At 62.6% G+C, this 25173-nt stretch carries 23 protein-coding genes; 12 read left to right on the forward strand and 11 right to left on the reverse strand.

What is annotated here, in order from left to right:
- The first annotated feature begins 9 nt into the window (after positions 1–9).
- The gene (locus H2LOC_RS06890) at positions 10–402 is read left to right on the forward strand and encodes a hypothetical protein (protein WP_136495726.1); all 393 of its coding nucleotides are present in this window, start codon (positions 10–12) and stop codon (positions 400–402) included.
- Positions 403–877: 475 nt separating this feature from the next.
- A protein-coding gene (locus H2LOC_RS06895) for an IS5 family transposase (protein ID WP_425487325.1) occupies positions 878–1635 on the forward strand; the annotation gives its coding sequence in 2 pieces (ribosomal slippage) (positions 878–1223 and positions 1223–1635; 759 coding nt in all).
- Positions 1636–1672: 37 nt separating this feature from the next.
- Here H2LOC_RS06895 and H2LOC_RS06900 read toward each other — a convergent pair.
- The 7 genes from H2LOC_RS06900 to H2LOC_RS06930 form a co-directional block, all read right to left on the reverse strand.
- On the reverse strand, positions 1673–2635 hold the full coding sequence (locus H2LOC_RS06900; protein ID WP_246207048.1) for a phosphatidate cytidylyltransferase: 963 nt from the start codon (positions 2633–2635) through the stop codon (positions 1673–1675).
- Complete coding sequence (locus tag H2LOC_RS06905; RefSeq protein ID WP_136495728.1) at positions 2632–3267, reverse strand: lysophospholipid acyltransferase family protein; 636 nt, start codon at positions 3265–3267, stop codon at positions 2632–2634. The genes H2LOC_RS06900 and H2LOC_RS06905 overlap by 4 nt, the downstream gene beginning before the upstream one ends.
- Positions 3267–3710 (reverse strand): hypothetical protein, encoded by a 444-nt coding sequence (locus tag H2LOC_RS06910; protein WP_136495729.1) that lies wholly within the window; start codon positions 3708–3710, stop codon positions 3267–3269. Before H2LOC_RS06910 ends, H2LOC_RS06905 begins: the two co-directional genes overlap by 1 nt.
- The gene (locus H2LOC_RS06915) at positions 3703–5022 is read right to left on the reverse strand and encodes a phosphatase PAP2/dual specificity phosphatase family protein (protein WP_202620541.1); all 1320 of its coding nucleotides are present in this window, start codon (positions 5020–5022) and stop codon (positions 3703–3705) included. The genes H2LOC_RS06910 and H2LOC_RS06915 overlap by 8 nt, the downstream gene beginning before the upstream one ends.
- Positions 5019–6779: a bifunctional alpha/beta hydrolase/class I SAM-dependent methyltransferase gene (locus H2LOC_RS06920; RefSeq protein WP_136495730.1), complete on the reverse strand. Its 1761-nt coding sequence runs from the start codon at positions 6777–6779 to the stop codon at positions 5019–5021. Before H2LOC_RS06920 ends, H2LOC_RS06915 begins: the two co-directional genes overlap by 4 nt.
- On the reverse strand, positions 6776–7393 hold the full coding sequence (locus H2LOC_RS06925; protein WP_136495731.1) for a CDP-alcohol phosphatidyltransferase family protein: 618 nt from the start codon (positions 7391–7393) through the stop codon (positions 6776–6778). Before H2LOC_RS06925 ends, H2LOC_RS06920 begins: the two co-directional genes overlap by 4 nt.
- Positions 7394–7827: 434 nt before the next feature.
- The gene (locus H2LOC_RS06930) at positions 7828–8142 is read right to left on the reverse strand and encodes a hypothetical protein (RefSeq protein ID WP_136495732.1); all 315 of its coding nucleotides are present in this window, start codon (positions 8140–8142) and stop codon (positions 7828–7830) included.
- Between the two features lie 475 nt (positions 8143–8617).
- Between H2LOC_RS06930 and H2LOC_RS06935 the strand changes: the two genes are divergently transcribed.
- From H2LOC_RS06935 to H2LOC_RS06945, 3 genes are all read left to right on the forward strand, one after another.
- A complete protein-coding gene (locus H2LOC_RS06935) occupies positions 8618–9004 on the forward strand; it encodes a hypothetical protein (protein WP_136495733.1) in 387 nt (128 codons plus the stop codon).
- A 264-nt stretch (positions 9005–9268) separates the two neighbouring features.
- Positions 9269–10537 carry a TolC family protein gene (locus H2LOC_RS06940; RefSeq protein WP_246207050.1) on the forward strand — a complete coding sequence of 423 codons (1269 nt, stop codon included), beginning with the start codon at positions 9269–9271 and terminating at the stop codon, positions 10535–10537.
- Between the two features lie 23 nt (positions 10538–10560).
- Complete coding sequence (locus H2LOC_RS06945) at positions 10561–11925, forward strand: multicopper oxidase family protein (protein ID WP_136497022.1); 1365 nt, start codon at positions 10561–10563, stop codon at positions 11923–11925.
- Positions 11926–11974: 49 nt separating this feature from the next.
- On the opposite strand, the gene H2LOC_RS06950 is transcribed toward H2LOC_RS06945, so the two are convergent.
- Together H2LOC_RS06950 and H2LOC_RS06955 are read right to left on the reverse strand one after the other, a co-directional pair.
- Complete coding sequence (locus H2LOC_RS06950) at positions 11975–14191, reverse strand: TonB-dependent siderophore receptor (protein ID WP_136495735.1); 2217 nt, start codon at positions 14189–14191, stop codon at positions 11975–11977.
- Between the two features lie 53 nt (positions 14192–14244).
- Complete coding sequence (locus H2LOC_RS06955; RefSeq protein WP_136495736.1) at positions 14245–14670, reverse strand: hypothetical protein; 426 nt, start codon at positions 14668–14670, stop codon at positions 14245–14247.
- A gap of 317 nt (positions 14671–14987) precedes the next feature.
- Between H2LOC_RS06955 and H2LOC_RS06960 the strand changes: the two genes are divergently transcribed.
- The 6 genes from H2LOC_RS06960 to H2LOC_RS06985 all read left to right on the forward strand — a co-directional run bounded on the left by H2LOC_RS06960 (position 14988) and on the right by H2LOC_RS06985 (position 20290).
- Positions 14988–15665 carry a response regulator gene (locus H2LOC_RS06960; RefSeq protein ID WP_136495737.1) on the forward strand — a complete coding sequence of 226 codons (678 nt, stop codon included), beginning with the start codon at positions 14988–14990 and terminating at the stop codon, positions 15663–15665.
- Between the two features lie 47 nt (positions 15666–15712).
- The gene (locus H2LOC_RS06965; RefSeq protein ID WP_136495738.1) at positions 15713–17041 is read left to right on the forward strand and encodes a sensor histidine kinase; all 1329 of its coding nucleotides are present in this window, start codon (positions 15713–15715) and stop codon (positions 17039–17041) included.
- Between the two features lie 63 nt (positions 17042–17104).
- Entirely contained in the window at positions 17105–17305 is a 201-nt protein-coding gene (locus H2LOC_RS06970; RefSeq protein WP_136495739.1) for a DUF2905 domain-containing protein, read from the forward strand.
- Positions 17306–17507: 202 nt separating this feature from the next.
- Positions 17508–18872: an O-linked N-acetylglucosamine transferase, SPINDLY family protein gene (locus H2LOC_RS06975; RefSeq protein ID WP_425487340.1), complete on the forward strand. Its 1365-nt coding sequence runs from the start codon at positions 17508–17510 to the stop codon at positions 18870–18872.
- 454 nt (positions 18873–19326) lie between these two features.
- Entirely contained in the window at positions 19327–19695 is a 369-nt protein-coding gene (locus H2LOC_RS06980) for a hypothetical protein (protein WP_136495741.1), read from the forward strand.
- Between the two features lie 271 nt (positions 19696–19966).
- Positions 19967–20290 carry a TIGR02300 family protein gene (locus H2LOC_RS06985; RefSeq protein ID WP_136495742.1) on the forward strand — a complete coding sequence of 108 codons (324 nt, stop codon included), beginning with the start codon at positions 19967–19969 and terminating at the stop codon, positions 20288–20290.
- A gap of 50 nt (positions 20291–20340) precedes the next feature.
- Here the strand turns inward: H2LOC_RS06985 and H2LOC_RS06990 are convergent, their stop codons facing one another.
- Positions 20341–21234, reverse strand: coding sequence for a LysR family transcriptional regulator (locus tag H2LOC_RS06990; RefSeq protein ID WP_136495743.1), 894 nt, complete (start codon positions 21232–21234; stop codon positions 20341–20343).
- Positions 21235–21375: 141 nt separating this feature from the next.
- On the opposite strand from H2LOC_RS06990, the gene H2LOC_RS06995 reads away from it, so the two are divergent.
- Positions 21376–22944 (forward strand): MFS transporter, encoded by a 1569-nt coding sequence (locus tag H2LOC_RS06995; protein WP_136495744.1) that lies wholly within the window; start codon positions 21376–21378, stop codon positions 22942–22944.
- Between the two features lie 4 nt (positions 22945–22948).
- Here the strand turns inward: H2LOC_RS06995 and H2LOC_RS07000 are convergent, their stop codons facing one another.
- The gene (locus H2LOC_RS07000) at positions 22949–24811 is read right to left on the reverse strand and encodes an ABC-F family ATP-binding cassette domain-containing protein (RefSeq protein WP_136497023.1); all 1863 of its coding nucleotides are present in this window, start codon (positions 24809–24811) and stop codon (positions 22949–22951) included.
- Positions 24812–25173 lie beyond the last annotated feature (362 nt).

The following is a 25173-nucleotide window of genomic DNA, read 5'->3' on the forward strand; positions in this document are numbered from 1 at the left end:
GAGTAATCAATGCGCATTTTTGCTTATGGCGTGATGATGCTCGCGATGCTGAGCGCCCATTCGGCGGCCTTCGCGGGGGAGGCGCCGGCGAAGGCGCAGGAGGTTTGGCGCATTTTCTTGGAAGGGGTCGCGCAGAAAGACGTCGAGATTGTTGCCTCCGTATCGAGGTTCCCCATCGTCTCGAACGATCTCGGGGGCGGCAACATCGTCTCCAAAAAGGCCCTGGCGAGCAAGTTCAAAGCCATCTTCACGGAAAACTTCCGCGAATGCCTGGCTAAAGGCAAGCTTGAAGCGGGAACCAAGCCCGGCGACTGGGGCGTCGACTGCAATGGGGTGATATTCGGGCTTCTCGAAAAGAACGGAGACTATCGCTTCGCCTATATCGAGAACATCAACGAATGAGCGGGCTCATCGAGTTGATGTCGGGCAATCCGTGAGCGCACAGCCTCTGAGTCTTGTGTTTGCGATGACGACGAGGGAGACACCGTGCCGCCGCACAGCCTGCACCTCTCCCGGTGCGCCGTCCACACCGCGTAGCGTTGGGGGGAAAGCTTATAGCACGGAATCCCGATCAATCCTCGCCCCGGTCGCGGACCTTTGTGGAGGAGGAATCCCCATCACCTGAGGCCGTCTCCCCGCGCACCGCCCCCGACCAAGGCGATGCCCAGTTTGCCGCCATCGATGTCCCGTTTCGAGCGCGCAAGAAATGGAAAGCGGAACGCGGCGCGCTACTCCGCTTTCAGGCCCACCCTTCTTCGTTACCTGTTGGCGTTCCGATCAAAGCGAAACCGTTTGAAAAAGCCATTAGGGTCCAGACCCATAAAGTGCTTGGCGTAAAGAGCGGGTTGTGATTCAGGGCTTCCGAAAGGAAGCGCCGATGATTCCCGAACAATTCTGGCTGACAGATGCGCAGTTTTCGAAGATTGCGCCACATCTTCTCACTGACACGCGCGGCAAGGCGCGGGTCGACGACCGCAGGGTCATCAGCGGCATCGTCCAAGTGCTCAAATCCGGCGGGCGCTGGGTCGACGCACCGCCGGAATACGGGCCCAAAAAGACACTTTATAATCGCTATGTCCGTTGGGCCGCCAAGGGCGTCTGGGTCGACTTGTTCCATGCACTCGCTCAAGCCGGCGGGCCGCCGACGGAAGTTCTCATCGACTCCTCGGCGGTGAAAGCGCATCGCTCGGCCAGCGGCGGCAAAGGGGGGAGAAAAATCAGGCCATCGGCCGCTCGCGCGGTGGACGCACAACGAAAATCCACGCGCTGACCGACGCGCAATGTCGACCCATAGCTTTCATGCTCACAGCCGGAAACGTCGCCGATTGCACAGCGGGCGCGGAACTTCTTGCCCATCTTCCGCCTTGCGAAGTCCTCCACGGCGACAAGGGATACGACAGCAACGCCATCCGCCGTAGGATCGAGGACGGCGGCGCACTGCCGAATATTCCGCCCAAGGCCAACCGCAAATGGAAGAACTGCTTTTCGCCGCTCCTCTATCGAAACCGCAACGCCATCGAGCGCATGTTCTGCCGTTTGAAGGATTTTAGACGCGTGGCGACGCGCTACGACAGAAACGCCGTCAATTTCCTCGCCGCCGTTTGCCTCGCTGCCACTGTCAGCTATTGGTTATGAGTCTGGGCCCTAATTTAATAGGGCGCAATCGATCGCCTCAAGGCGAATACCAAAAGCGCGTCAGATGAAAGTAGATCGGGGCCGCGAAAATCACGCTGTCGAGTCGATCTAGCATCCCGCCATGGCCGCGGATCATTTGGCCCCAATCCTTGACGCCGCGATCGCGTTTGATCGCCGACATCACCAGCCCCCCGAAGAATCCGAGCCCGCAGATGACCAGAGCCATGCCGGCGGCGGCGAGCGGCGAGAAGGGCGTGATCCACCATAATGCGGAGCCCAGCAGCGTGGCGCTCGCGACGCCGCCGATGAGCCCCTCCCAGGTCTTCGACGGCGACAGATTGGGCGCCACCTTGTGTCGCCCGAACAGCTTGCCGAAGACATATTGCAGCACATCGGAACCCTGCACCACGATCACAAGGAAAGCGATCAGGAGCAGCCCCTTTCCTTCATAGCCCGGGATGTCGAGAGTGAGGAGCGCCGGCACATGCGATGGGAAAAAGATGCAGATCATCATCCCCCATTGCAAAAAGGCGACGCGCCGCAGGAAATGCGTGGTGTCGCCGCGCAGCGCCGCGACGATGGGCAGGAACAAGAATCCGTAGACCGGCAGGAAAATCGAATAGAGCCCGTACCATTGATCCCAGACGAGCCAATATTGGGCCGGTATAAGCAGAAAGAAAACCGAGGCGAGAGCCCAATGATCGCCGCGCCGGGTCGGGGTGAGCGTGACGAACTCGCGTAGCGCGCCGAAAGAGGCGAAGGCGAAAAGCAGGATCACGCCGCCGCGCCCGAACAGGAAAGCAAGTCCAATCACCGCCACCATCACCCACCACGCGGCGATGCGCTGGTTGAGATTGTCGATCGTCGGCGACGGCTCCCCGCCGGCGCGGCGGGCGAGCGCCTGGCCGATCGCAGTGGCGACGACGAGAATGGCCCCGACGCCGAGAAAGAGCCATACTGCCGGATGTTGCGCAGCGAGGAAATCGGTTATCGCGGTCACTCGACGAGAGCCTCCGGCTTCAGTGCGAGCAGAGCGCCGCGCGCGCGTTCGAGAAATGCGGAGCGCTCCTCCGCCGGATCGATAGCGAGCGGCTCGCCGAAGGTGACGCTGCAAAGAAGCGGGATGGGCAGGAATTCGCCTTTGGGCATAACCCGGGAGATATTGTCGATCCACACCGGCACGAAATCGATGTGCGGAAAGGCCTTGGCGAGGTGAAAGAGGCCCGATCGCAGCGGCAGGAGCGGCTCTTCTCCCGTGTTGCGCGTGCCCTCGGGAAAGAGGATCAGCGAGGCGCCCTCATTGAGCGCCGTCGACATCGCCGCCATTGCGGCGCCGGCACGATGCGCGTCCCGATCGATCGGCACGGCCCGGAACACTTCGCGTCCGATGAAGCCGCCGATCCCCGGCCTGTCCCATAGCTCCGCCGCCGCGACCGGCCGCGTGATCCGGCGCAGCTCCGGCGGCAGCACCGTCCAGATCAGCACGAAATCGCCATGGCTGGCGTGGTTGGCGAAATAGACCCGCTGCTGCGGCTCCGGACGGCAGCCGCGCCAATCGGCCGAGACGCCGGTGACGGCGCGCGCGAAGCCCGCAATAAGGCGTCGGGCAGCACGGGCGGCGAGAGGTTTCATCACAGGCCTCCCGGCGCCAGCAAGGCGACGAGGAGCGTGAGCTGCGCGGCGAGCCCGAGCCCTTGAAGATGAAGAAGCCGCTTTAGTCCGGCGACGCGCGCGGCCATGGCCCGCCCCTGTTTCTCTGCCGGCAAGAGGCCGAGTTCGCTCATAGCGGCGTCGAAGGAGGCGAGATCGGGATCGCGCGCGAGGCCAGCGAAAAGCGCTGCGTCGATGGAGCTGCGCAGACCGAGGAATTGGCCGAAGCCGGTGAGAAGCGCCTGAGCGATGGTGAGGACGGAGATAGCCGCCGCGGCGCGGGACGGCCCGAGCCTCGCGAAGATCACGCCGAGCGCGACGCCCGCGAGACCCACAGCCAGCGAGACGGCGCGCAGACCTGCGCCAGACTGCGCCAGGGCCGCCCCGATTTCCGCTTTGCGCCGGGGCATTGAGCCGTCAGCCATGCGCGGCCTCTTTCATTGCGGCGATCTGCGCCGGGCGCGGCGCGAGCCGCGGACGGACGCGCCGCAGTCGATCGAGCGCTTCCGCGATCGTCTTCGCGCGCTGCGAGCGAACCAGCCATACCGCCAGCGCCGCCACGCTGCGGCCATAGCCGAGCGCGCAGACGACGAGAGTGGGCCGGGCTGATGTCTCAATAGCGTCGGCGGCGCGGCGCAGCAGATCGACATCAGGCGCGACGAGATCGAGGCTCGGAAAGGCGCGCCAGACGACATCGCCCGGGGGCCGCGAATATTCGGCGCAAAGGTCGATCACCGTGGCGACGCCGTCGAGATCGCCCGCCGCCGGAACTCGGCCGAGGAAAACGCCGCCTGTGACCTCCACCCGCCGCGGCTCGCCGCGCGTCCACAGGCGCGAATTGACGAAAACGCCGATGAGATAGGGCGCAAAGAGGATGCGCGCGGAAAAGCTCATGCGCCCGTCGACGTCTTTGGCGAAGGCGCGCGGGCCAAGCGCGCCATAAGCGAGCGAAACCATGAGCAGCGACGCCGCCGGCCACAGCAGCCACAGGGCGGCTCCTCGAAGCTGGGCCGCGATGGCGGCGAGGAGAAGCGCGCCGAGGCCATATCGGAGCGCCAGCGCGACGCGATCCGGAGCCGCAGCGAGGCGGATTTCGGAAAGCGGCGAGGCGCCCTGCATCGGCCAGGTCCACAAGGCCAGGAAGCCGAGCAGCGCTCCGGTCGGCAGATCGATGAAATGATGCTGGAAAGTGGTGAGGGTCGAAGCCACCACAAGGCCCGACCAGGCCAGGAAAGGCCCAAAGAACGCACGCGGCAGATAGCGCAGATAAAGCGCGGAGAGCGCCACGGTCAAAGCCACATGCAGCGACGGCGCCTGGTTGAACGGGCGGTCGAAGGAGCCGAGGCTTTCGAAGAGAAGGCCAAAAGTCCCGGAAGTATCGGGCTTGGTCCAGATGACCTTCAACGGGAAGGCGAGGAAACAGCCGACGGCGACGAGCTGTATGGCGAGCAGCCGGCGTGTGTGAATGGAGAGTTCCCGCTCTGTGGAGCAAAGGAACATAGATCCGGCGTAGAGGATATTGGTGGTCCAATAGGGGATGATGGTCCAGGCGAGAAAGGGGATGGCCTTTTCCCAATCGAACACGACCGAGGGAACCTCGGCCCGCAATCCAGTGATCCAGTTGGAGAAGCCGTAGCTCGCATAGAAGAACGTCCCGAGGCCGGCGAGCGCGATGGCGGCGCCGCGGAACGGCCGCGCAGGGCGAGGTTCCTCAGTCTTCGATTCGAGGGCCGTCACGCCTCCTCCGCTTCGCGCACCGCCAGCGATACGGTGAATATGCCCCAGGGGTCGATGCGCTGCTCGATCTTACGGAATCCCGCGGCGGCGACCAACTGGTCCATCTCCGCTTGGGTCCGCCGCCGCATCACCCAGGCCTGCCCCGCACGGTGTGACGTGAGCGCGCGGGCGATCATTTCGAGCTGGGGATGCCAGGGCTGGCCGGTGTAGACGAGAAATCCGCCGGGGGGCACGGCGCGGCCGAGGCCGCCCAGCGAACGGGCGACCAGCGCATTATCGGGGAAGAGCTCATAGAGCCCCGAGACGATGGCGAGGGTCGGGCGGGACGAGAGGGCGGCGAGATCCGCGCCGTCGAAGGCGTCGCCGCGCTCGAAGCGGGCGATGTCGGCGAGCCCTTTTTCGGCGATCAGCTTCGAGCCCGCGGCGACATTGAGCTCGGAATAATCGCGCAGCAGGATCGACTCGGGCCGCACGACGCCCGAGATCAGCGCCTCCAGCACATAGCGCCCATGGCCGGCGGCGATGTCGACCACTCGCGCCGCCGCGCCATCCGCCCGCAGCCGGGTGAGCGCAATGCGGATCAATTCTTCCACATTGAGCTTTCGCTGCCGGATTCCGCGCCAGCCGGTCGCGTCCAGATAGGCGCGATCTATCGCGCGGCCGAGGACGCCGACGCCCTGGGCTGTGTCGCGATAGACATAATCAAGAGTAGAGCCGGAATCGAATCCGGTGGCGTGGCCCAGTTTTATCCCTTCGGAGAGGAGGCCGCCCAATTTCAGATTGGCGCGATACGCCGACCACCACAGGCCGCGCAGCGACAGCGCCGGGAGTGGAGACGCCAACTGGTCGGCTTCGTCGCGCGTATAGCCGACGCGATCGGCCCAGCGAAGGTCGACCGTCTCCAACGGCTCGGCGAAGCGATCGAGCACAAAGCGGCGAATATCGGCGATGACGGGAGCGCGATCGCGCTCGCCCAGCAAATCGTGATAGAGGCCGGGATAGATCTTTCTCTCCTTGGCGCCGCTTGCGAGCCCGACGAAAAACGCATGTTGCGGTCCCGAGCGGACGACGAAATCGGCGCCGGCTACCAGAACCTGCGTCGGGATTGTGATCGCTCGCGCATCCGCCGCTACGCGCTCGCCGGCCTCATAGAGCCCAAGCAGAATATCGACTGAAATGGCGCGCGAGATCAGCGGATCGGCGTCGAAACTTTCTCGTCTTGCCGGATCATGGGTGAGGAAGCGCGACTTCAGATAGGAATTGACGTCGAAATTTCCGCGCAAGCGGCGCAGCAGTTGCAGCCCCGGCCGCGCCAAGGGCACATAGAGCTTGACCGAAAAGGCGGGCGCCGCGAGGACCAGCGCGCGAATCCGCGGCGCATAGTCATGCGCCCAGGTTGCGGCGACAACCGCGCCAACCGATTGCGCGACCACAGCCATGTCGGCGCGCGCCACTCCATGCTCCTGCTCGATATGGGAGACAAATGTCTCGACATCCCGCACGCTGTGGGAGAAGGAGGGCGAATGGCCGCGCGCGCCGGGCGAGAGGCCATGGCCGCGGGCGTCCCAGGCGTAGAAATCGAAATCGGGCAGATCGAGTTCGTCGACGAGATGGGCCATGCGCGCGCCATGCTCGTGACCGCGATGGAAAAGGACCACTGCGCCACGGCGCCGCTCGGTCGTCGCCGCCCAGCGGCGATAGAATAGTTCGACCCCGTCATGGGTCGTGAAGCGGTCGTCTTCACCAATGCGCGTCATGCGGCGTCCTGTCGGGGTTCAGCCTCGGCCACGCCGCGACGGATGCGATTGGCGGTCGTGATGATAAGCAGAAGGGCGAAGATCGGCATCAGCCAATCGGCCCAGCCTGGCAGGCGCCCGAAGAGGCCGATAGCGGCTCCGAGAGCCCCGAAGGCGAACGCGCGGTCGCTCTTGCCGAAGGGGCCGTCATAGCGACGACTGGCCCCGGCGAGCGGCCCCATCACGCCGGCATATTCGGAAAGAGCTGCCAGAAATGCGACCGCGACTATCCACGAGGGACCGAAGGGCGTCACAGCGGCGAAGGGCAGGATGAGGGCGGCGTCGGAGACGACGTCGCAGATTTCGTTGAGATAGGCGCCGAGCCGCGACTTTTGCCCAAACTCGCGCGCCATCATGCCGTCGATGGCGTTGAGCGCCATGCGCGTGAAGAGCCAAAGCGGCAGAAGGAGAAAGAGACCGGGGTGGCTGCTCCAGGCCAGGAGCGCGCCGAGCAGGCAAGAGAGCGCGGCGGTCGTCACGGTGACTTGATTGGCGGTGACGCCACGCGCGACGGCCCGCGCCGCAATCGGCCGCAAAAGCGCCTGGAACCGCGGCTTCAGCGCATAAAGGGTCATGGGACGCTTTCAAATGCTAATAGAATGACGAACTCTTAAGGGATAAATATTGAAGCAAGGTTTAAGCGCCGCCAACGCGAGTTCAATAAATCAACTGGGCGTCCCCTGCACCCTCGACTTCCGTTAAAGAAAGACTTTCCGCCCCCGGAGGAGCCAACAATGCGATAGACGAAGCCAAGCTGAGCTTTGTTCCCCCCGAATATTCGCCGCAGATCTCTCGCCCACTTTCACGTTGAATCAGACCGCGTAGCGCCCTGGAGCCTGGCAGCGCCAGTCAAGTCTTGGCACAGGAAACGACTACCGATCGCCATTGTAGTCGATCGGGCAAAAAACAATCGAAGATTCCGGTTCACAGACAGGAAGCGGAACAGGCCAATGCTTTGCAGCATTGCGCCGTCGCACATCCGCTGAGCCGGATGTGCGACGCCCCCGCCCTACTCGATCCCGGCGTTGCGATTGCGTCTGCCGACCGCCTCGCTGATGCGCTTGGAGATTGCGCCCGGATCGGTGATCGGCGGCTCCGCCGCCGCCAGCGCGCCGCGAACCGCCGAAGCTTCCTCCGCCGTCAGCACGAGCGGCCCGGCCATATGGGTCGCGTTGGGGACGGCGGCCAGGATCGCCTTGCGGTTGGGGTGCGTCTCGATCTCGACGATCCGGTCCGCCACCGGGTCCCGGTCGACGCAAATATAGGCTCCGATGACTTCAACCGCGCGGCCGTCGGAGGTGGTTCTGATCAAGGTCGTTTTCATCTGCTTGTCTGCCCTGTTCCGTTTCGCGTCTTCGTTCCAAATCCGAGGCGATCGGGAGTGGGGCGCCCACCCTCCCCTCGATGGGTGAGGGATGAAAGCCCCCGCGTCGAGCGGCTCTGCCTTTCACCAATGCCCCGGTGGCAAACCCCTTCGAATCTTTGGACGCGGGATGTGTCAGATGTCCCGCGCGCCTGCCCCGAGCGATTAAGCAATTTTGGCGCCTTGGCTGAGAGCAGCCTCCCGGGGACGGCCGCGCTGCGCCCGAGAGGAGCGGATTTCGACTTTTTGTGGTGAGTGCTATACGATGCCAACTGAAATATCCGGCCTCACGCCGTCATCGCGAGCGCAGCGAAGAGTCCTTGTCGCTAGAACGATTCCGTTCGAGCGGAAGCGCGCTGGATCGCCGCGGAGCTTACGCTCCTCGTGATGACCCGCCCTATGCTTCGTGTTCTCGATTTCGAAAGCTTCCGAAAGAATGCCCGAACTGATCGCCCAAAAGACACGCATCGTGATCGCACTATTCGCGGTCGCGCTTTATGCGTTTGGCGCGCTCCTCGGTCCGGCTGCAGCGTCGGGTTTCGACCATGCCCCGCAAAGCTCTTGCCATTTGGCGATGCAACAAGACGGCCATGCCGAAGCCGGCGCCCATCATGACGGCAAGGATGGAGCGACTGCGCCTCATGGCGCTTTCGGGCACGGCGGGCCGGACTGCCATTTTTCCTGCTCTATCGCCGTGATCGCCGGCGCCGCCCCGGCATTGGCGCAACCGGATTATTCTGCTCTCTCCTTTGTGGCTTCGGCCGTCACGGCGGATGATTTCCGTCCAGAGCAGCTGAGCCCGCCGCCCAAAACCCTCGCCTGACGATCAACGGCCCCGGCGAACCGGCCGGAATGTCCATTTTATCGCTGCGAGTCCCCTATGCTTTCCTTTGCTCGCGCGCATGCCGCCTCCGTCGGAGGCCGGCCACGGCGCGCTCGACCATTCTTCGTCTGCGCTTTTCTAGCCGCCGCTCTGTCGGGCTGCGCCGGCTTTTCCCCCGATGGCGGCCTTGGCCCTTCAACCGAAGTCGCGCGCGAGGCCTTCGGGCGCGAGGCGACCGCTATACGCTCCGAGGAAGACGCAAACGTGGCCCAGAACCGAACAGCGAAGCTGTTGCAGCGCCCGTTGAGCGCTTCGGCCGCCGTCGAGGTCGCGCTGCTTTCGAACCGGGGGCTGCAGGCCGCCTATAACCGTCTCGGCGTCGAGGATGCCCTGAGAGCACGTGAAAGCCTGCCGCCGAATCCCACCATCGCCTTTTCTCGGGTCGCCGGGAGTCTCTCGTCGGAAATCGAGGCCGCCGTGGCCGCCGACATTCTCGCTCTGGCGACCTTGCCTGCGCGCACCGAGATCGCAGACGAGCGCTTCGAAGCCGCAAAGCTGGAGGCGGCCGAGGCCACGATGCGAACCGGCGCCGAGGCGCGCCGCGCATGGATTCGAGCCGTGGGAGCGCGGGAGAAAATTCGCGCGCTCGAACAGGCGGCGAAGGCGGCGGAGAGCGCCGCCAAATTCGCCGACGAGCTCGGCCAGACCGGCGCGATGAACAAGCTCGACCAATCGCGCAACCAGGTCTTCTACGCCGAAGTCACGACGCAGCTCGCGGGCGCCCGGCAGCAGGCGCTCGCCGAACGAGAGAGGCTCATTCGCGCTCTCGGGCTGTGGGGTTCGAGCCTCTCTTTCACGCTGCCCGATGCCCTTCCGGCGCCGCCAGCGCAGCCGCGCGAGCTTCCCGCTATCGAGCACGAAGCCGTCGACCGCCGGCTTGATCTGCAGGTCGCCCGAAAGCGCCTTTCAGTGCTGGCGAAGTCGCTCGGGCTCACCCAATCGACGCGCTTCGTCGATCTTTTCGAATTGGCGGCGCGGGGCAAGATCACGCGCGAAAACGTCAACGGCGAGCGCGTGAATTTCAACGATCCCGGCGTCGGCGCCGTCATCGAAATTCCGATCTTCGATCTCGGTGAGACGCGCCTGCGCGAAGCCGAGCAGCGCTGGCTGGAGTCCTTGAACCTTCTCGCCGAAAAAGCGGTCAATGTGCGGTCACAGGCGCGCGAGGCCTATCGCAATTATCGCGCGGCCCATGAAATCGCGCGCCATCAGACCCGCGAGATCCTTCCGCTCTACGAGACGATCACCCGGGAATCGCTGCGCCGTTACAATGCGATGCTGGTCGATGTGTTCGCCCTTATCGACAGCGCCCGGCGCCGCATGGTCGCGACCGCCGCCGCCATCGACGCCAAGCGGGATTTCTGGCTCGCGGACGTCGAGCTGCAGACCGCCGTGATCGGCGGCGGACGCGACCCTGCCGATAAGACAGCATCCGCCGCGCCGGCTTCCGAGGCGGGAGGTGACCAGCCATGAAGAAGACCCAAGCGAGACGCTCGATGATCTCCAGACGCGCTTTTGTGAAGTCCGCCGTCGCCATGGCCGCCTCGGCCGTGAGCGGGCGCGCGGGCGCCGCCGCCGTTCCTGAAGCGCCGCGCATGACCAGCGTCGTCACCCAGCCGCCTTTGGCTCCCTCGAGCGGCCCGGATTACAGACCCGTCGTCACGCTCAACGGCTGGTCCCTGCCCTTTCGGATGAACAATGGCTGGAAGGAGTTTCATCTCGTCGCGGAACCGGTGACGCGCGAGCTCGCGCCCGGCATGAAGGCGAATCTGTGGGGCTATAACGGAACCTCGCCCGGGCCGACGATAGAAACCGTGCAAGGCGACAAGGTCCGCATCTATGTCACCAACAAACTGCCGGAGCACACAGCGGTGCATTGGCATGGCGTGCTTCTGCCCGCAGGCATGGACGGCGTCGGCGGCGTCACCCAGCCGCATATCCCGCCAGGGAAAACCTTCGTCTATGAGTTCGAAACCAGGGAAAGCGGGAGCTTCATGTATCATCCGCACTCCGACGAAATGGTTCAAATGGCGATGGGCATGATGGGCATGTTCGTCGTGCATCCGCGCGATCCGGACTTCATGCGCGTCGACCGCGATTTCGTCTTCATGATGAGCGCCTATCGCATCGATCCCGGCGCTTCTCTTCCGCATGTCTCCGAGATGACCGACTTCAATCTCTGGACCTGGAACAGCCGGGTTTTTCCCGGCATCGATCCCATGCCCGTGCGTCGCGGCGACCGGGTGCGCCTGCGCATGGCCAATCTCACCATGACAAATCATCCCATTCATATGCACGGACATCACTTTGAAGTGACCGGCACGGACGGGGGATGGGTGAAGGAATCCGCGCGCTGGCCGGAATCGACCAGCGACGTGCCGGTCGGAGTCATTCGCGCCATCGAGTTCCAGGCGGACAACCCCGGCGACTGGCCGATCCACTGCCATAAGTCGCATCACACCATGAACGCCATGGGCCATGGCGTGCGCAATTTTCTGGGCGTGAAGCCCAAACCGGCGCTGGCCAAAGCCGTGGCGAAGCTCGCCCCGGGTTATATGCCGATGGGCTCGACCGGCATGGCCGAAATGGCTGAGATGGCGATGCCGGGGCCTGCAAACACTCTGCCGATGATGGCGGGCCAGGGGCAGTTCGGGCCGGCGGAAATGGGCGGCATGTTCTCCATAATCAAAATCCGCGAGAATATGTCCGCAAACGATTACCGCGATCCCGGCGGCTACGACCATCCTGCCGGAACCGTCGCCCATGAGGTGGAAGACGCCAGCGCGGGGAAGACTTCGTCCGAGCCTGCTTCGGGCGCGATCGAGGGCGCTCCGCCTCATGGGCACGAGCATCATCATTGACGCAAATTTCTCTGGAGCGCACCCATCCGGCACGCTCCAGAGAGACGGTTCAAAACTCCACTTTGAGCGAGCCGAGGAAGCTGCGGGGCGCGCCCGGGAATATGCCGACGCTGCTTCCGCTGGCGAGGTAATAGCCCTTATTCAGCATGTTGTTGACGTTGAGCTGAAAGGTGACGTCGCGCCCGGCGACAACGAGCTTGTATCGCCCCATCATGTTGACGGTAATATAGCCCGGCAAGGTGAAGCTGTTGGCGTTGTCGATTTCCACATTGGTCTGTCCGTAGAGACCTGCGCCGAAGGCCAATCCTTTCAACGCATGCGCCTGGGGCTCATAAACCGCCCAAAGGCTGCCGCTTTTCCGCGGAACGCCAAACAGACGGTTGCCGACATTGCCGCCATTGTCTGCAATGATGGCGGAGTTGATCATGGCGTAGCTGCCTATGACCTTCAGCTCTGGGGTCACCTGACCCTTGAAATCCATTTCCACGCCGGTGTTTCTCACCGCGCCGGTCGCGACCTGAATTCCCTGCGCAGCAAGCGTCGGATCAGGACTGGGAGTGGCGACGTTGTTTTTCACGATGTCGAACCAGGCCACCGTGGTCATGAAGCGGCCATCGAGCAGGTCGGTTTTGACTCCGGCCTCCCACTGCCTCGCGCTGGTTGGGGGCAGTACCGATTGAAGGGGGTTTTGCGGGTTCGACAATCCGAAGTTTTCGACGTAGTCGCCGTAGAAGCTCAGCTGGGGGATCGGCTGCCACAGCAGGCCGAAGCGCGGCTTGAGCGCAGTTTCATGCTGAAACGAACTGGATTCGCTCGGCGGCGCCGGAATGGTGGCAAGCGAATAATTGCCCGCGGTCGCGTTGTCGTAGCGGAATCCGGCCAGCATATGAAAATCATAGGGGAGCGTCAGTTGGTCCTGGACATAGAGTCCATACCAGCTTTGATCCGTCACGCCGCTGGTCGCCGTATCTGGCGTCGCCAGCAGATAACGCAGATTTGGCGTGTAGACCGGACTGAATAAATCAGTGCCGGGGACGGTTGAAAAATTCAGCAGGTTGGAGACGATGCTATGGTTGCTGTAATAATCGGCTCCAGCCAGCAGCTCATGAGACAGACCCAAAGTTTCGAAGCGCCCGGTAACGTCGGCGCTGGCGAAATAATTTTGTATCCTGACGTCTGGATTTGCGTTGATGATCCTCGGCACAGGGCACGACCAAAGCGTGCAATTGGTCGGATCGGCGCCCAGCGGCACGACAGCCATTGAGGGAACATCCCGGTAGTTGGCGTCGAAACGCTGGGTGATCTTCCAGTCCTTGTTGAAATTATGCGACCAATTGTAGCCGACGCGCAGATCCGAATTGGTGTTCAGGGCGCTGTCCGGCGCGCCGAAACTGCGGGAAATCGGAACCGGCGCAAGATAATTGCCGACCGTCGGAATCCCGAGATCGACCGGGTCTCGGCCATTGAAAAATTCCGCGTATAAATTGACTTGCGTATCTTGCGTCGGCGCCCACCGCAGTCGCGGGGCCACGAAAATCCGGTAGCTGTGATCCATGTCGCGGAAAGAGTCCGCGTTTTCATAGGCCATGTCGAAACGATAAAGCAGGCTGCGATCCGTCGTGACGGGGCCGGTCATATCTAGCGTGGTGCGGTAGAACCCATAGGAACCGATCTGCTGCTGCAGCTCCGCATGTGGTTCGCTCATGGGTTGCTTGGGAACGAGATTGACCAACCCGCCCGGCTCCAGTCGTCCGTACAAAATCGACGCCGGCCCTTTCAGCACTTCCACTTGCTGAATATCCGCCATCTCGCGAGACGGCGGCGTATAGAACGTGTTTACGCGCACGCCGTCGAGGTAATACTCATAGGTTGTGAAGCCGCGTATATTATAGCCGTTTTGCAAAAGTCCATTTGTGACCGGAGTCACCGCGCTGACATTTTGCAGGGCTTGATCGAGAACGACGACCTGCTGATCCTGAAGCACCTGCTGCGGCACAATTTGCACGCTGAACGGAGTCTGCATGATCGGGGTGTCGGTCTTGGTGGCGGTGGTCGTATCCGGCTTGCTGTAGGCCGCGGGATCATTTGGCCCGCCCGGCAAAAAGTTCGCCGGAATGGGGCCGTCCGTCGGGCCAGTCGGGCTTGCAGATTGCTGCGCCCCAATTTCGATGGCGGGCAAGGATTCTTGCGCTTTGGCCTGCAAGGTGGGAAATGCGATGGAGACTACGCCGGCGGAAACGCCGCGCATGAAGACATTGCGGAACATTGTGCTCTTTCCTGAAGGTGCGCCTTAGTCGCGTCCAAGCCATCTAAAAAAGGCTACGCGACCCCGTAACGAAGCTCGACTTTCAGGAAGCGGCGGGAGGAGCGCGAAGACCATGCGCTCCCCCAACCGGGAGGGCCATAATTCAGATCGTCCGATGAGGCGTGAACGCGAAATATGTCGGTATGCGCGGAACCCCGTTCGTCTGCGATTTCCGGAGACAATGCGACGAACAGGACGAGATCGCGCCCACTCGCGACGCAACATACGCAACACTGGGAATGGTCGTGGCGCTGCGGCTCCGGGCCGTTTTGACCGCCATGAGTCTGGCAATTTTCGACGAAGGCCAACGTAGCGACGGTCCAGCGATCGAACCCGGAAATATCGCCTGTGACGCTCGTAACGAGGTGATTCCTCAAGCCGGTCAGCGCGAACACGCATAAGAGGAGCCCCGCCACGGTCGCGCGGGCAAAAATTCTCATCCGATGCTTCGAGAGATCCGTAGGTTTCAATCTCATGCCGCCGCTCAGTTCACGGGCGCCGTCCTAATCCGTCGGAAGCAAGCCCGCCCCTGTCGCCCCATTCCTCAAGGCTTTGAATCCCTCAACAGAATGCACGTGGAACTCTCACGAAAGTTTCATCTCGCGCTTTGGCGCAAATTCCCCTTTACTGTGGCTTGACTGCAACAGATATTCCCGCCTTCTTCCGCCCTCGGCTCGTTGACGAGAGCGCTCGCCCGTCCCGCAGGGTGACAGAGCCTTTGGCGCTACCTCGGAAGGCGGCCGGCCGGGAGCGGCCCATGCGAATTTTACTGGTTGAAGATCATGAAGAGTTGGCGCACGAAATTCGGCGGCGCATGGAAAGTTCGGGCTTCGCCGTCGACCGGGTCGCCACCTTCCAAGACGCCATGACCGCGCTGTGGTCGCAGCAGTACCCCGTGGTCGTATTGGATCGGCGGCTGCCGGACGGCGACGGCCTTTCGATTATCCCCGACATCAGACGCCGCCAGCCCGGCTGTCGCGTATTGGTGTTGACCGCTCTCGACGCGGTGGACGAAAGGATCAACGGCCTCGACGCCGGCGCCGACGACTATCTCACGAAGCCCTTCGACCTCGACGAGATGATGGCCCGGATACGCGCCAGCTTGCGCCGGCCGGGGGGCGACGCGGCGCCGCCGATTACGATAGGCGAGCTTTCCTTCGACCTCCGCAGCAGGAACATTTCCATTGCGGGCAAGCCCGTAATTCTCCACCAGCGGGAACTGGCGTTGCTGGAAGGACTCCTGCGTCGCGCGGGCAGAATCGTCGAGCGCGAAACCCTGCTGTCGGAAATCTGGGGACTGGACGGCGAGGTTCAATCGCACGCTTTGACCATTATCGTATCTCGATTGCGCTCGCGCCTCGAAAAGCTGGGCGCCCGGGTCGAGATCAACATGGTCCGCGGGGTCGGCTATTTCATCTCCGAGGTCGAAAAGTGAAGCCTGTCCCTTCACTGACGCTCCGAATCATATCGCGTCTGGCCTTAATGCAATCTTTGGCCGTTGTGCTGGCCTGGTCCGTCACGACCCTGCTGGCCGGCGCGGGGCTGATTGGCGCGGTCGGCTATTCGAACGCGGAGTCCTATTCTTATTTTCGCATACGCGACCTTGTCGCCCAGTCGGTGGTGAAGGCCTCCGATGGGTCGCTCCGTCTCGAACCGACCGGCGGCCTGCGGGAAGAAATGGAGCGAATTCCGACCTTGAGATTCGCCGCCTTCAAATTGCTGAGCCAGGAGGCTTTGCCGGGCTCTTCGCGCGAGCTGTCTGAGGCCCTGCGCAGTGTGAAGAGTGTCGAAATCAACGGGATGGATTTCTTTCTCAACTCAGCCGCGGGATCCAGAACCATGGGATCGGTCTGGCGCTGGAACACGGAATTCGGTCCTCTCTTCATCGCCGCCAACGGCTATGTCTTCACCTGGACGGATCCATTTTATGCGTTTCGCAACGAACTCGTCTCCCAGAGCCTGTATCTGTTTTTGATTGCATTGGTCTCCGCCATCGTCGCCTGGATCGCGGTTTGGCGTGGACTTGCGCCCATGCGGCAGGCGGTGGAAACGATCGAACGCGTCGACATGGACTCGCTCAACCAGAGCATCTCCACGGAGGGAATGCCTCGCGAGGTCCGCCCCTTCGTCGACGCCGTAAACAGCGCATTGGAGCGGCTTGACGCCGGCGTTGCGCGCATGCGCCGCTATACCGCCAACGCCGCGCATGAGTTGCGCACACCCGTTGCTATTCTGCGCGCGCGGCTGGAAAATCCGGAGGAGCAGGATTTCAAGACAAAGCTCAAATGGGACGCACGACGCATTCAGGGCATCGTCGAACAACTGCTGATATCTGCGCGGTTGAACGAACGCCAGGCGCCTCTGGATCAGGAAGTGGATCTCGCCACATCGGTCCGCAGGATCGTGGCGGATTACAGCCCGCTCATTTTCAAAGCCGGGCGCCGAATCGCGTTTGAAACCGAAGATCCGCACGTTACGGTGCTCGGCAATCTGCAAGCCATCGAATGCGTCGTCGCCAATCTGATCGACAACGCCGTGCGCGCCGAGCCAAAAGGAGGAACCGTCTTCGTTCGCGTAAAGATCGGCGGAATCGTCGAAGTAATCGACCACGGCGCCGGGATCGCGGAAAGCGAGCGCGAGATGATCTTCGAGCCGTTTTGGCGAAAAAGCGAGACGACTCCGGGCACTGGCCTCGGTCTCGCCATCGTGAAGGAGATCGTCGAGCGACACGGAGGCGCTATCCGGGTCGAAGGCGGCAGCAAGGGCGGCACGGTTTTCAAGGCTGCGTTTCGCAAAACCGAAATGCCTTGACGCCCCTTGGAGAGGCCATCATTTTTGACGAAATAGAGACAAAGGACGCATTGGCTTCATCCCATGCCCAGGCTTCTCATCCTCTCTGGAATCGCGCTGATCCTGCTCGGGCTCGCATGGCTGGTCGGCGAGCGCCTCGGGCTCGGGCGCCTGCCGGGAGACATGGTGATCGAGCGCGGCAATGTGCGGATCTACATACCCATCGCCACGTCCCTGCTCATCAGCGCCGCACTCAGCCTGCTGTTCTGGCTGTTCAATCGTTAAACGAAGCGCGGCCGAATTCATCCCCAGGATATCGCCTGAAACGTAAGGAGCGCAGCGCGTTCTTTTTCTGGCGGATCGCAAATGGCGTAGATATTGCTTCGCCTCTCTGCATTCCAGAGGGGCTTGCATCCTTCTTCTGCAACGAGACTGGCTCGAGAGCCGTCGGAAAGAAGCGATGCGGTCCTTCAATCGTTCACGCCACATGTGCGAGTGGGATGACTTTCACACGCGCGAAGCTTTCGTTCGAGAGCGCTTGCGCGATCTTGACGGCGAACCCATTCCTCCCTTTTGGCTTTTGTCGGAACCGGGCGTTTCGGGGCGCGAGCACCGCGCGAGTTCCGATATCTGGATGCGCAAGCGGCTGGCGCTCGCCGCCGTCGAGAAAGAGCGGCTGGCCTTCGATTTTCCGGCGGGCGAAACCGGGAAAATAAGGCTCGGATATCTTTCGAACGATTTTCACGATCACGCCACGGCGCTCCTGCTGGTGGAGACATTGGAGGCGCATGATCGCTCACGCTTCGAGGTCCACGCCTATTCCTACGGAAAGGACGATGGCAGGGAGATGAGGCGAAGGCTTGCCTGCGCCTTCGACCATTTCCACGACATAAGCTCCAACTCGGACAACGAGGCCGCGCGCAGGATCAACGACGACGGCATACATATCCTCATCGATCTAAAAGGCTTCACGCAAAACACGCGAACTTCGATCCTCGCCTTGCGCCCGGCGCCCGTGCAAGTGAACTATCTGGGCTATCCCGGCACTCTCGGGGCGGAGCTGTGCGACTACATAATTTCAGATTCGTTCGTGACCCCGGACTCCGCCGCAGAGGACTACGCGGAAACCTTCGCCCTGCTTCCTCACTGCTATCAGCCGCACGGCCGCAAAGTTTTGATCGATCCTGCTCCCGACCGCGCCTCCGCCGGCTTGCCGATAGAGGGCTTCGTCTTTTGTTGCTTTAATCAAGCGTTCAAACTCACGCCCGGCATATTCGACATCTGGTGTCGGCTTCTCGACGCGGTGCCGGCGAGCGTGCTTTGGCTCCTTGGGTCCAGCGCTGCGGAAGGCAACCTGCGCAACGAGGCGCTAAAGCGCGGGATCGCGGCATCGCGCCTGATTTTCGCGCCCGACCTCCCGCAGAGCCGGCATCTCGCCCGCCTTCAACTTGCCGATCTCGTATTGGACACGGCGCCTTATGGCGCGCATACGACTGCGAGCGATGCGCTGTGGGCCGGCGTGCCGTTGATCACATGGCCCGGCGAAACATTCGCCTCCCGAGTCGCAGGAAGCCTTTTGTCCGCGATCGGACTTCCAGAACTGATCGTCGACTGCGAGGACGACTATTTTGAACGGGCGCTCGCTCTCGCCTCCAACCCCAATTCGCTCGCAGGACTTCGAAGCAAACTCGCTTTCAATCGCTTGACCACGCCGCTGTTCGACGTCGAAGCCTATACCGCCGCGCTCGAAAAGCTTTACCTGGAAATGTGGAGCCGACGCCGCGCGGGATCTCCATTGACGACACTGAGACTTCCTGCAGCACGGCCCGAGGCGACGCGCCCGGCACCATAGGAACGAATGATCTGCATGATGAATCTCACTGCGCGCCATCGATGGCGACGCTTGTAATTATGAGAAGGATGGCGTATTTAGAACACGTCGAAGTTTTAGACTGAAAGACTTTGCCACAGCGCCATGATCTGGCGGTTTGGCGGCGCCTTCCTATCCAGAAAATCGATCGGCAGGGCTTGGGACGCCCCGGAGCGCCAGCGGTTGTTCTCGTGAGGAACACGCCATGCAATCTTGAAGCGGCATAATGCGGCGTCGTGCTCCGGAAAGCCTTACGGCGGCCCGGACAGAAACGCATCGACGTTTCCTGCTTTCGCCGCCAATGTCCTCGACGTCGGCGCCTCGGCAGGACAACCCACAGCCGAAAACTGTCGCAAAAGCCCTCCTCAATCGACTCGTCTTCCGCGAGAGTCATCGCGCGAAGCGCATTGTCGCTCATCAACGCTAGGATACACATATGCGTAAGCTCACTTTGACCGCCGCCGCTCTGCTCGTCTCCTTCACCGGCTCGGCCATGGCCGCTCAGGTCTGGAACATCACCGAGGAAGCCGCTTCCGGCATCAAGTCTGCGCAGGGCACCTGGCTGGTGACCGAAGCCAACGGCAAGATCTCGGGAACCGCCGAACTGCAGCTCACCAACGGCAATCCTCTGACCTACACCTTCGAGGGAACGGTCGCCGGCTCCACCTACACGGTCAAGCTGGATAAGCGGACCGATGGCAAGAACGGCTGCGTTTGGACCGGCCAGGCCGGCGAGAAGTCCAAGGGCTCGGTCGGCGAAGTCCAGTGCGACAACACCAAGTTCAAAATCCGCGCCGGATTCTAATGTCTTCTCCGCTCGATACGGTCGCGCGCTGATATAGAAAAATTGGGGCGCGTTCTTTTCGCAGGCCTTCCGGGTTTTGCGGCAATGCGCTCCAAAAAAAACGAACTCGCTCGAACGGCTCCGTGTGTTTCGCGGACGAAGGCCGGCGGCGCAAGAAGCGGGTTCGATTTGAAAAAGACGCGAACGCGCCATATGTATTGTTTGGATGAGCTGTTCTTTTAAGAAAAGCCGCTTCGCGCTTTTGGGAACATGCTCCGATCAAGGATTGCGCGTGAGCAGAGCCGAGCTGGGCGTAAAGCGCCGCTGCCTGAGTTGCAACAAGGCCTTCTTCGACCTCAATCGGGCGCCGCCCGTCTGTCCGAACTGCCAAACCGTATTCGAAGTCATAGAGATCGCACATTCGAGACCCCGGCGCCCGCCGTTCGATCCCGACCGCACGCCGAGACAGGACGCGGTCGAAAACGACGCCGACGCCGATCCGGTTTCAGATGAAGAGGCGCCGTCGCTCTCCGAGGAGCAGGACCTCGACGAAGAGAATGTCTTGCCGCCCCTCGACGACGAAGACGAGGCAATCCTCCCCGACCCGGACCTCTGAGTCTCGCGCCATCGCCAGGCTGGAAAGCATCTCCGGGCTGACATTTGTCGTCACGCTTTGGGAAAAAGAGTTTCCGCCATGTGGTCGATGAAAACCCGCAAGCGAGGCGAGACGAGACGGTTGGACGGCCATAATATGCTGAACTGACCCGGATCGGCGAGATAGGCGTCGAGCACCGTCCGGAGCAGGCCGGCCTCCACGGCGTCCCGCGCCAGAAAGTCCGGCATATAAGCGATACCCAATCCGGAAATCGCGGCCCCGCGCAACGCTTCCATATTGTTGCAGGTGAGAGGCGATGGACCGCGGAAGGGATCGACCCCCTCCCCCTCGGCGAGCGGCCAGATCTGGAGCTTGCCGGATGTCGGGAAGCGGAACCGCAGGCAATCATGCCGCTCCAAATCTTTGGGGAACTGCGGGGCGCCGTTTCGATCCAGATAGGACGGGGACGCGCACAGGACGAAACGGAATGGCCCCAGACGGCGCGCCATAAGGCTTGAGTCCGTCAATGGCCCGCTGCGGATCGCCGCGTCGAGACCTTCTTCCACGATGTCGACAAGCCTGTCATTGAAATCGATATCCAGTTCGATGTCGGGATAACGCTGGCGGAACTCCGGGATGACGGGCAGGAGAAAACGGTAGCCGATGGTCGGAACGCTCACGCGCAGCCTGCCGCGTGGAGCGCGTGTCGTGCTCGAGAGCATGGCTTCCGCGTCGCGCAGGTCGTCGAGAATGCGGCGACAGCGCTCGTAAAACGCCGCGCCCTCCTCCGTTAGCGCAATGCGTCTGGTCGTGCGGTGAAAAAGCCGGGCGCCGACGCTCTCTTCCAACCGGGCGATGCTCTTGCCGACAGCGGAAGCGGATATGCCGAGCGCGCGGCCAGCGGCCACAAAGCTAAGATGCTCTGCCGCCTGCACGAAGGCCGCGATGCCGCTCAAACTCTCCATACCGGCATATTAAGGAGGTTATCTCCGTAATCAAAGGAATCATCGGCCATTTATCGCACCTTTACTCCGCGATAGAGACGCCTCGGGACAGCAACGATGTCTGCGTCGCTGTTTCCGGGATGAAGATGGAGAAAAAAGCCGATGGCCGCTGCGACAGCTGAAACCCCAACCGACAGAATGCCGATCCTCGCGGCGGTCTGCCTTGCCGCGGTTGTTCTCCCTCTCGGCTTTGCCGGCGGCGCGGTGGCGACGCCTGCGATCGGCGCCGATCTGGGCGGCAGTCCGACGGCGATGGGCTGGATCACCAATGCCTTCATGCTCACCTTCGGCAGCTCGCTCATGGCCGCGGGCGCCCTGGCCGATCAATTCGGCCGCAAGCGCCTGTTCATGACCGGCATCGCCGCCTTCGCGGCGCTATCCCTTGCATTGAGCCTTGCCCCCACAATCCTTGTCGTCGACATTCTCCGCGCGGGACAGGGCTTTGCGGCGGCCGCCGCGCTCGCCGGCGGAACGTCGGCGCTTGCGCAAGAATTCGAGGGTTACGCGCGGACGCGGGCGTTCAGCCTCCTTGGAGCGACCTTCGGCGTCGGGCTGGCCTTCGGACCGCTTCTTGCCGGCTTCCTGATCGCATCTCTCGGCTGGCGGGCGATATTCCTGTCGGGAACGATCATTGGAGCGATCGCGCTGCTGCTGGCGGGCAAAAGGATGAGAGAGAGCCGAGACCCCCATGCGGTCGGTCTCGACTGGCCCGGCGCTCTCGCCTTCACCGCAATGCTGACGCTCTTCACTTATGGCGTCATCGAAGCGCCTGAAGTCGGCTGGAGCCATCCGATTGTCGCGGCGTCGCTCCTTGGCGCGGCCGCCACGCTCGCGGTCTTCATCGCCGTCGAAACGCGATCAGCCCGGCCGATGCTGGACCTCACTCTGTTTCGCTATCCGCTCTTCATCGGCGTTCAAGTCCTGCCGGTCGCCACATGCTACTGCTATGTCGTGCTTCTGGTTCTGCTGCCTTTGCGTTTCATCGGCGTCGGCGGCCTCAGCGAGATCGACGCCGGCCTGCTGCTCGTCGCCCTGTCCGCCCCCATGCTGGTCGTGCCGCTCATAGCCTCCCAGCTCGTTCGCTGGTTCTCGGCGGGCGCTCTTTCCGGCGCCGGCCTCCTTCTGGCCGCTGTCGGGCTGTTCTGGCTTGCCCATGTCGATCCCGCAGCCAGCGGCATGGCGGTAATCCTCCCGATGCTTCTCATCGGCGCGGGAACCGGCGTTCCATGGGGCCTAATGGACGGCCTGTCGATCAGCGTCGTTCCCAAGGAGCGCGCCGGCATGGCGACCGGGATTTTCAGCACGACGCGGGTGGCGGGAGAAGGCGTTGCATTGGCGATCGTCAACGCCATCCTTGCAAGTCTTGCGGAAGCCCGGTTGTCCACTTTCGTTCCGCAGGGCGGCGCCGAAATAAGAGCGGCGGCCCAAAGGCTGGCGATGGGAGACGTCCATGGGGCCGCGGCGATCCTGCCCGCATTGCCGGCCGCGGAAATCCACAACAGCTATGCTGTCGCCTTTCAGCATTTGAGCATCGTGCTCGTCGGCATCACGGTTGTTTCGGCGCTGATCGTCTTCGCATTGCTCCGCGGCGATAGAGCATCTTCACCTCGAGCGAAATCGCCTGACGACACCGGCTTTGACTCAATCAAAACCGGAAGCGCTATGAGTTGAATGCTCACCCCTCCGCCTGCCCCGCGATTTCCAGCCATTGCTCCTCGGCGCTCGCCAGAGCCTTGGCGAGTTCCTCGCGCTGGGCGGCGAGGCGCGCGGCCTCCTGCGGGTTGCGCGCGAAAGCTTCCGGGTCCGACAGCGCGGCGTCCACCCGCTCCAGAAGCTGCGTGAACTTGTTCACCTTCTCCTCGGCCGCGGCGAGCTGGCGACGGACGAAGCCGGGATCGCGCCGGGGCTTTGAAACGGGCGGCGCCTTTTCGGCGGGCTTGGCCGCCGCCACCGCAGCCGGACGCTCGTCTTCGCGCGATTTCGACAGAATATAGCGCGCATATTCGTCCATATCGCCGTCGAAATTGCGCACCCGGCCGTCCTCGACCACCCATAGGCGATCGGCGCAGGCCTCCAGCAGATAGCGATCATGCGACACCAGCACCACCGCGCCTTCATATTCGTTGATGGCTGTGATCAGCGCGGCGCGGCTGTCGATGTCGAGATGGTTGGTGGGTTCGTCCAGGATCAGGAGATGCGGCGCGTGAAAAGACGTGACGCCGAGCAGCAGCCGCGCCTTCTCGCCACCCGAGAGACGTTCGACCTTGGTGTCGGCGCGCGGGCCGGAAAACCCGACGCGCGCGGCGGCGGCGCGGACGCGGGCTTCGGGGGCGTCCGGCATCAGCCGCGAGAACACGCTGTACGGCGTGTCGTCCGGATTGAGATCATCGACCTGATGCTGCGCAAAGAAACCCACATCGAGCTTGGCCGCCCGAACCGCCTTGCCGGACAACGGCTGCAGCCGGCCGCCGAGTAGCTTGGCGAAGGTCGATTTGCCGTTGCCGTTGGCGCCGAGCAGGCCGATGCGGTCGTCTTCGGACAGGCTGAGCGTCAGTCGCGACAGCACGACCCGTTCGCCATAGCCGACGCTGGCGTTTTCCAGCGATATGATCGGCGGCGACAGCGGCTTTTCCGGCGAAGGCAGATGAATCGGCAGCACGGCCTCGTCCACGATCGGCGCGACCTCCTGCATCTTGGCCAGCAGCTTTATGCGCGATTGCGCCTGCCGGGCCTTGGTGGCCTTGGAGCGGAAGCGATCGACGAAGGACTGGAGATGCTTGCGCTGCTCCTCCTGCTTCTTGCCGGCCTTGAGGGCCAGCTCCTGGGCCTCGCGGCGCTGCTTCTCGAAGGAGGAATAGTTCCCCTTGTAGAGCTGAAGCTTGCCGCGATCGAGGTGAAGGATGTGAGTCGCCACGTCGTCGAGGAGGTCGCGGTCGTGGCTGATGACGATCACGGAAGCCGGATAGCGCGCGAGATAGTCGACCAGCCAGAGCGTGCCTTCGAGATCGAGATAGTTGGTGGGCTCGTCGAGCAGCAGGAGGTCGGGACGCGAAAACAGCACCGCGGCCAGGGCGACGCGCATGCGCCAGCCGCCGGAGAACTCCGAAAGCGGTCGCTGCTGCGCCTGCGAATCGAAACCGAGGCCGTGCAGGATCGCCGCTGCGCGCGCGGGCGCGGCATGGGCCTCGATATCGGCGAGACGGGTCTGGATTTCGGCGATTTCATGCGGGTCGGTCTCGACCTGTGCGCGGTCCAGAAGCGAGGCGCGCTCCACATCGGCGGCGAGGACGAAATCGATCAGTCGGGTCGGGCCGCCAGGCGCCTCCTGCTCGACGCGGCCCAGCCGGCTGCGCGGCGGAATCGAGATCGCGCCGCTTTCGGCCGAGATTTCTCCCGCGATGAGCCGAAACAGCGTGGTTTTCCCGGCCCCGTTGCGGCCGACGAATCCGGCGCGGCCGCGCGTCGGCAGGGCGACTCCGGCCTTGTCGAAGAGCATCCGCTCGCCCAGCCGGTAGGTGAGATCATTGATCGTGAGCATGAAGCCGCTTTTGGAGCCCATTGCGCAAAAGCCGTCAGGCTTTGCGATCCGGCGCCCTCCAACCTTTCAACCGCTGGCGCGCGTTCGGCCCGAACACGACCGAACGCGCTTCATCACTGATTAAACATGTCCTTCTCCAAAAACCGCTGCGCACTCTTTGGGAACATGCTCTTTCGTTGGTTAAGCATGTTCTTGTCCAGAAACCGCTGCGCACTTTTTGGGAACATGCTCTTTCGTCATTGGCAGATGCATATTCTTTTCCAAAAGCAGCTGGGCGCATTTTGGAAAAGAATAAGCTTTTGGGCTCACCCACAGTCGGGCGATGCATTTGGGCCGGGTGTAAGGCATTTTCCCCAGGTTGC

Source organism: Methylocystis heyeri (genome assembly GCF_004802635.2).
In the GTDB taxonomy this organism is placed as follows: Bacteria; Pseudomonadota; Alphaproteobacteria; order Rhizobiales; family Beijerinckiaceae; genus Methylocystis; species Methylocystis heyeri.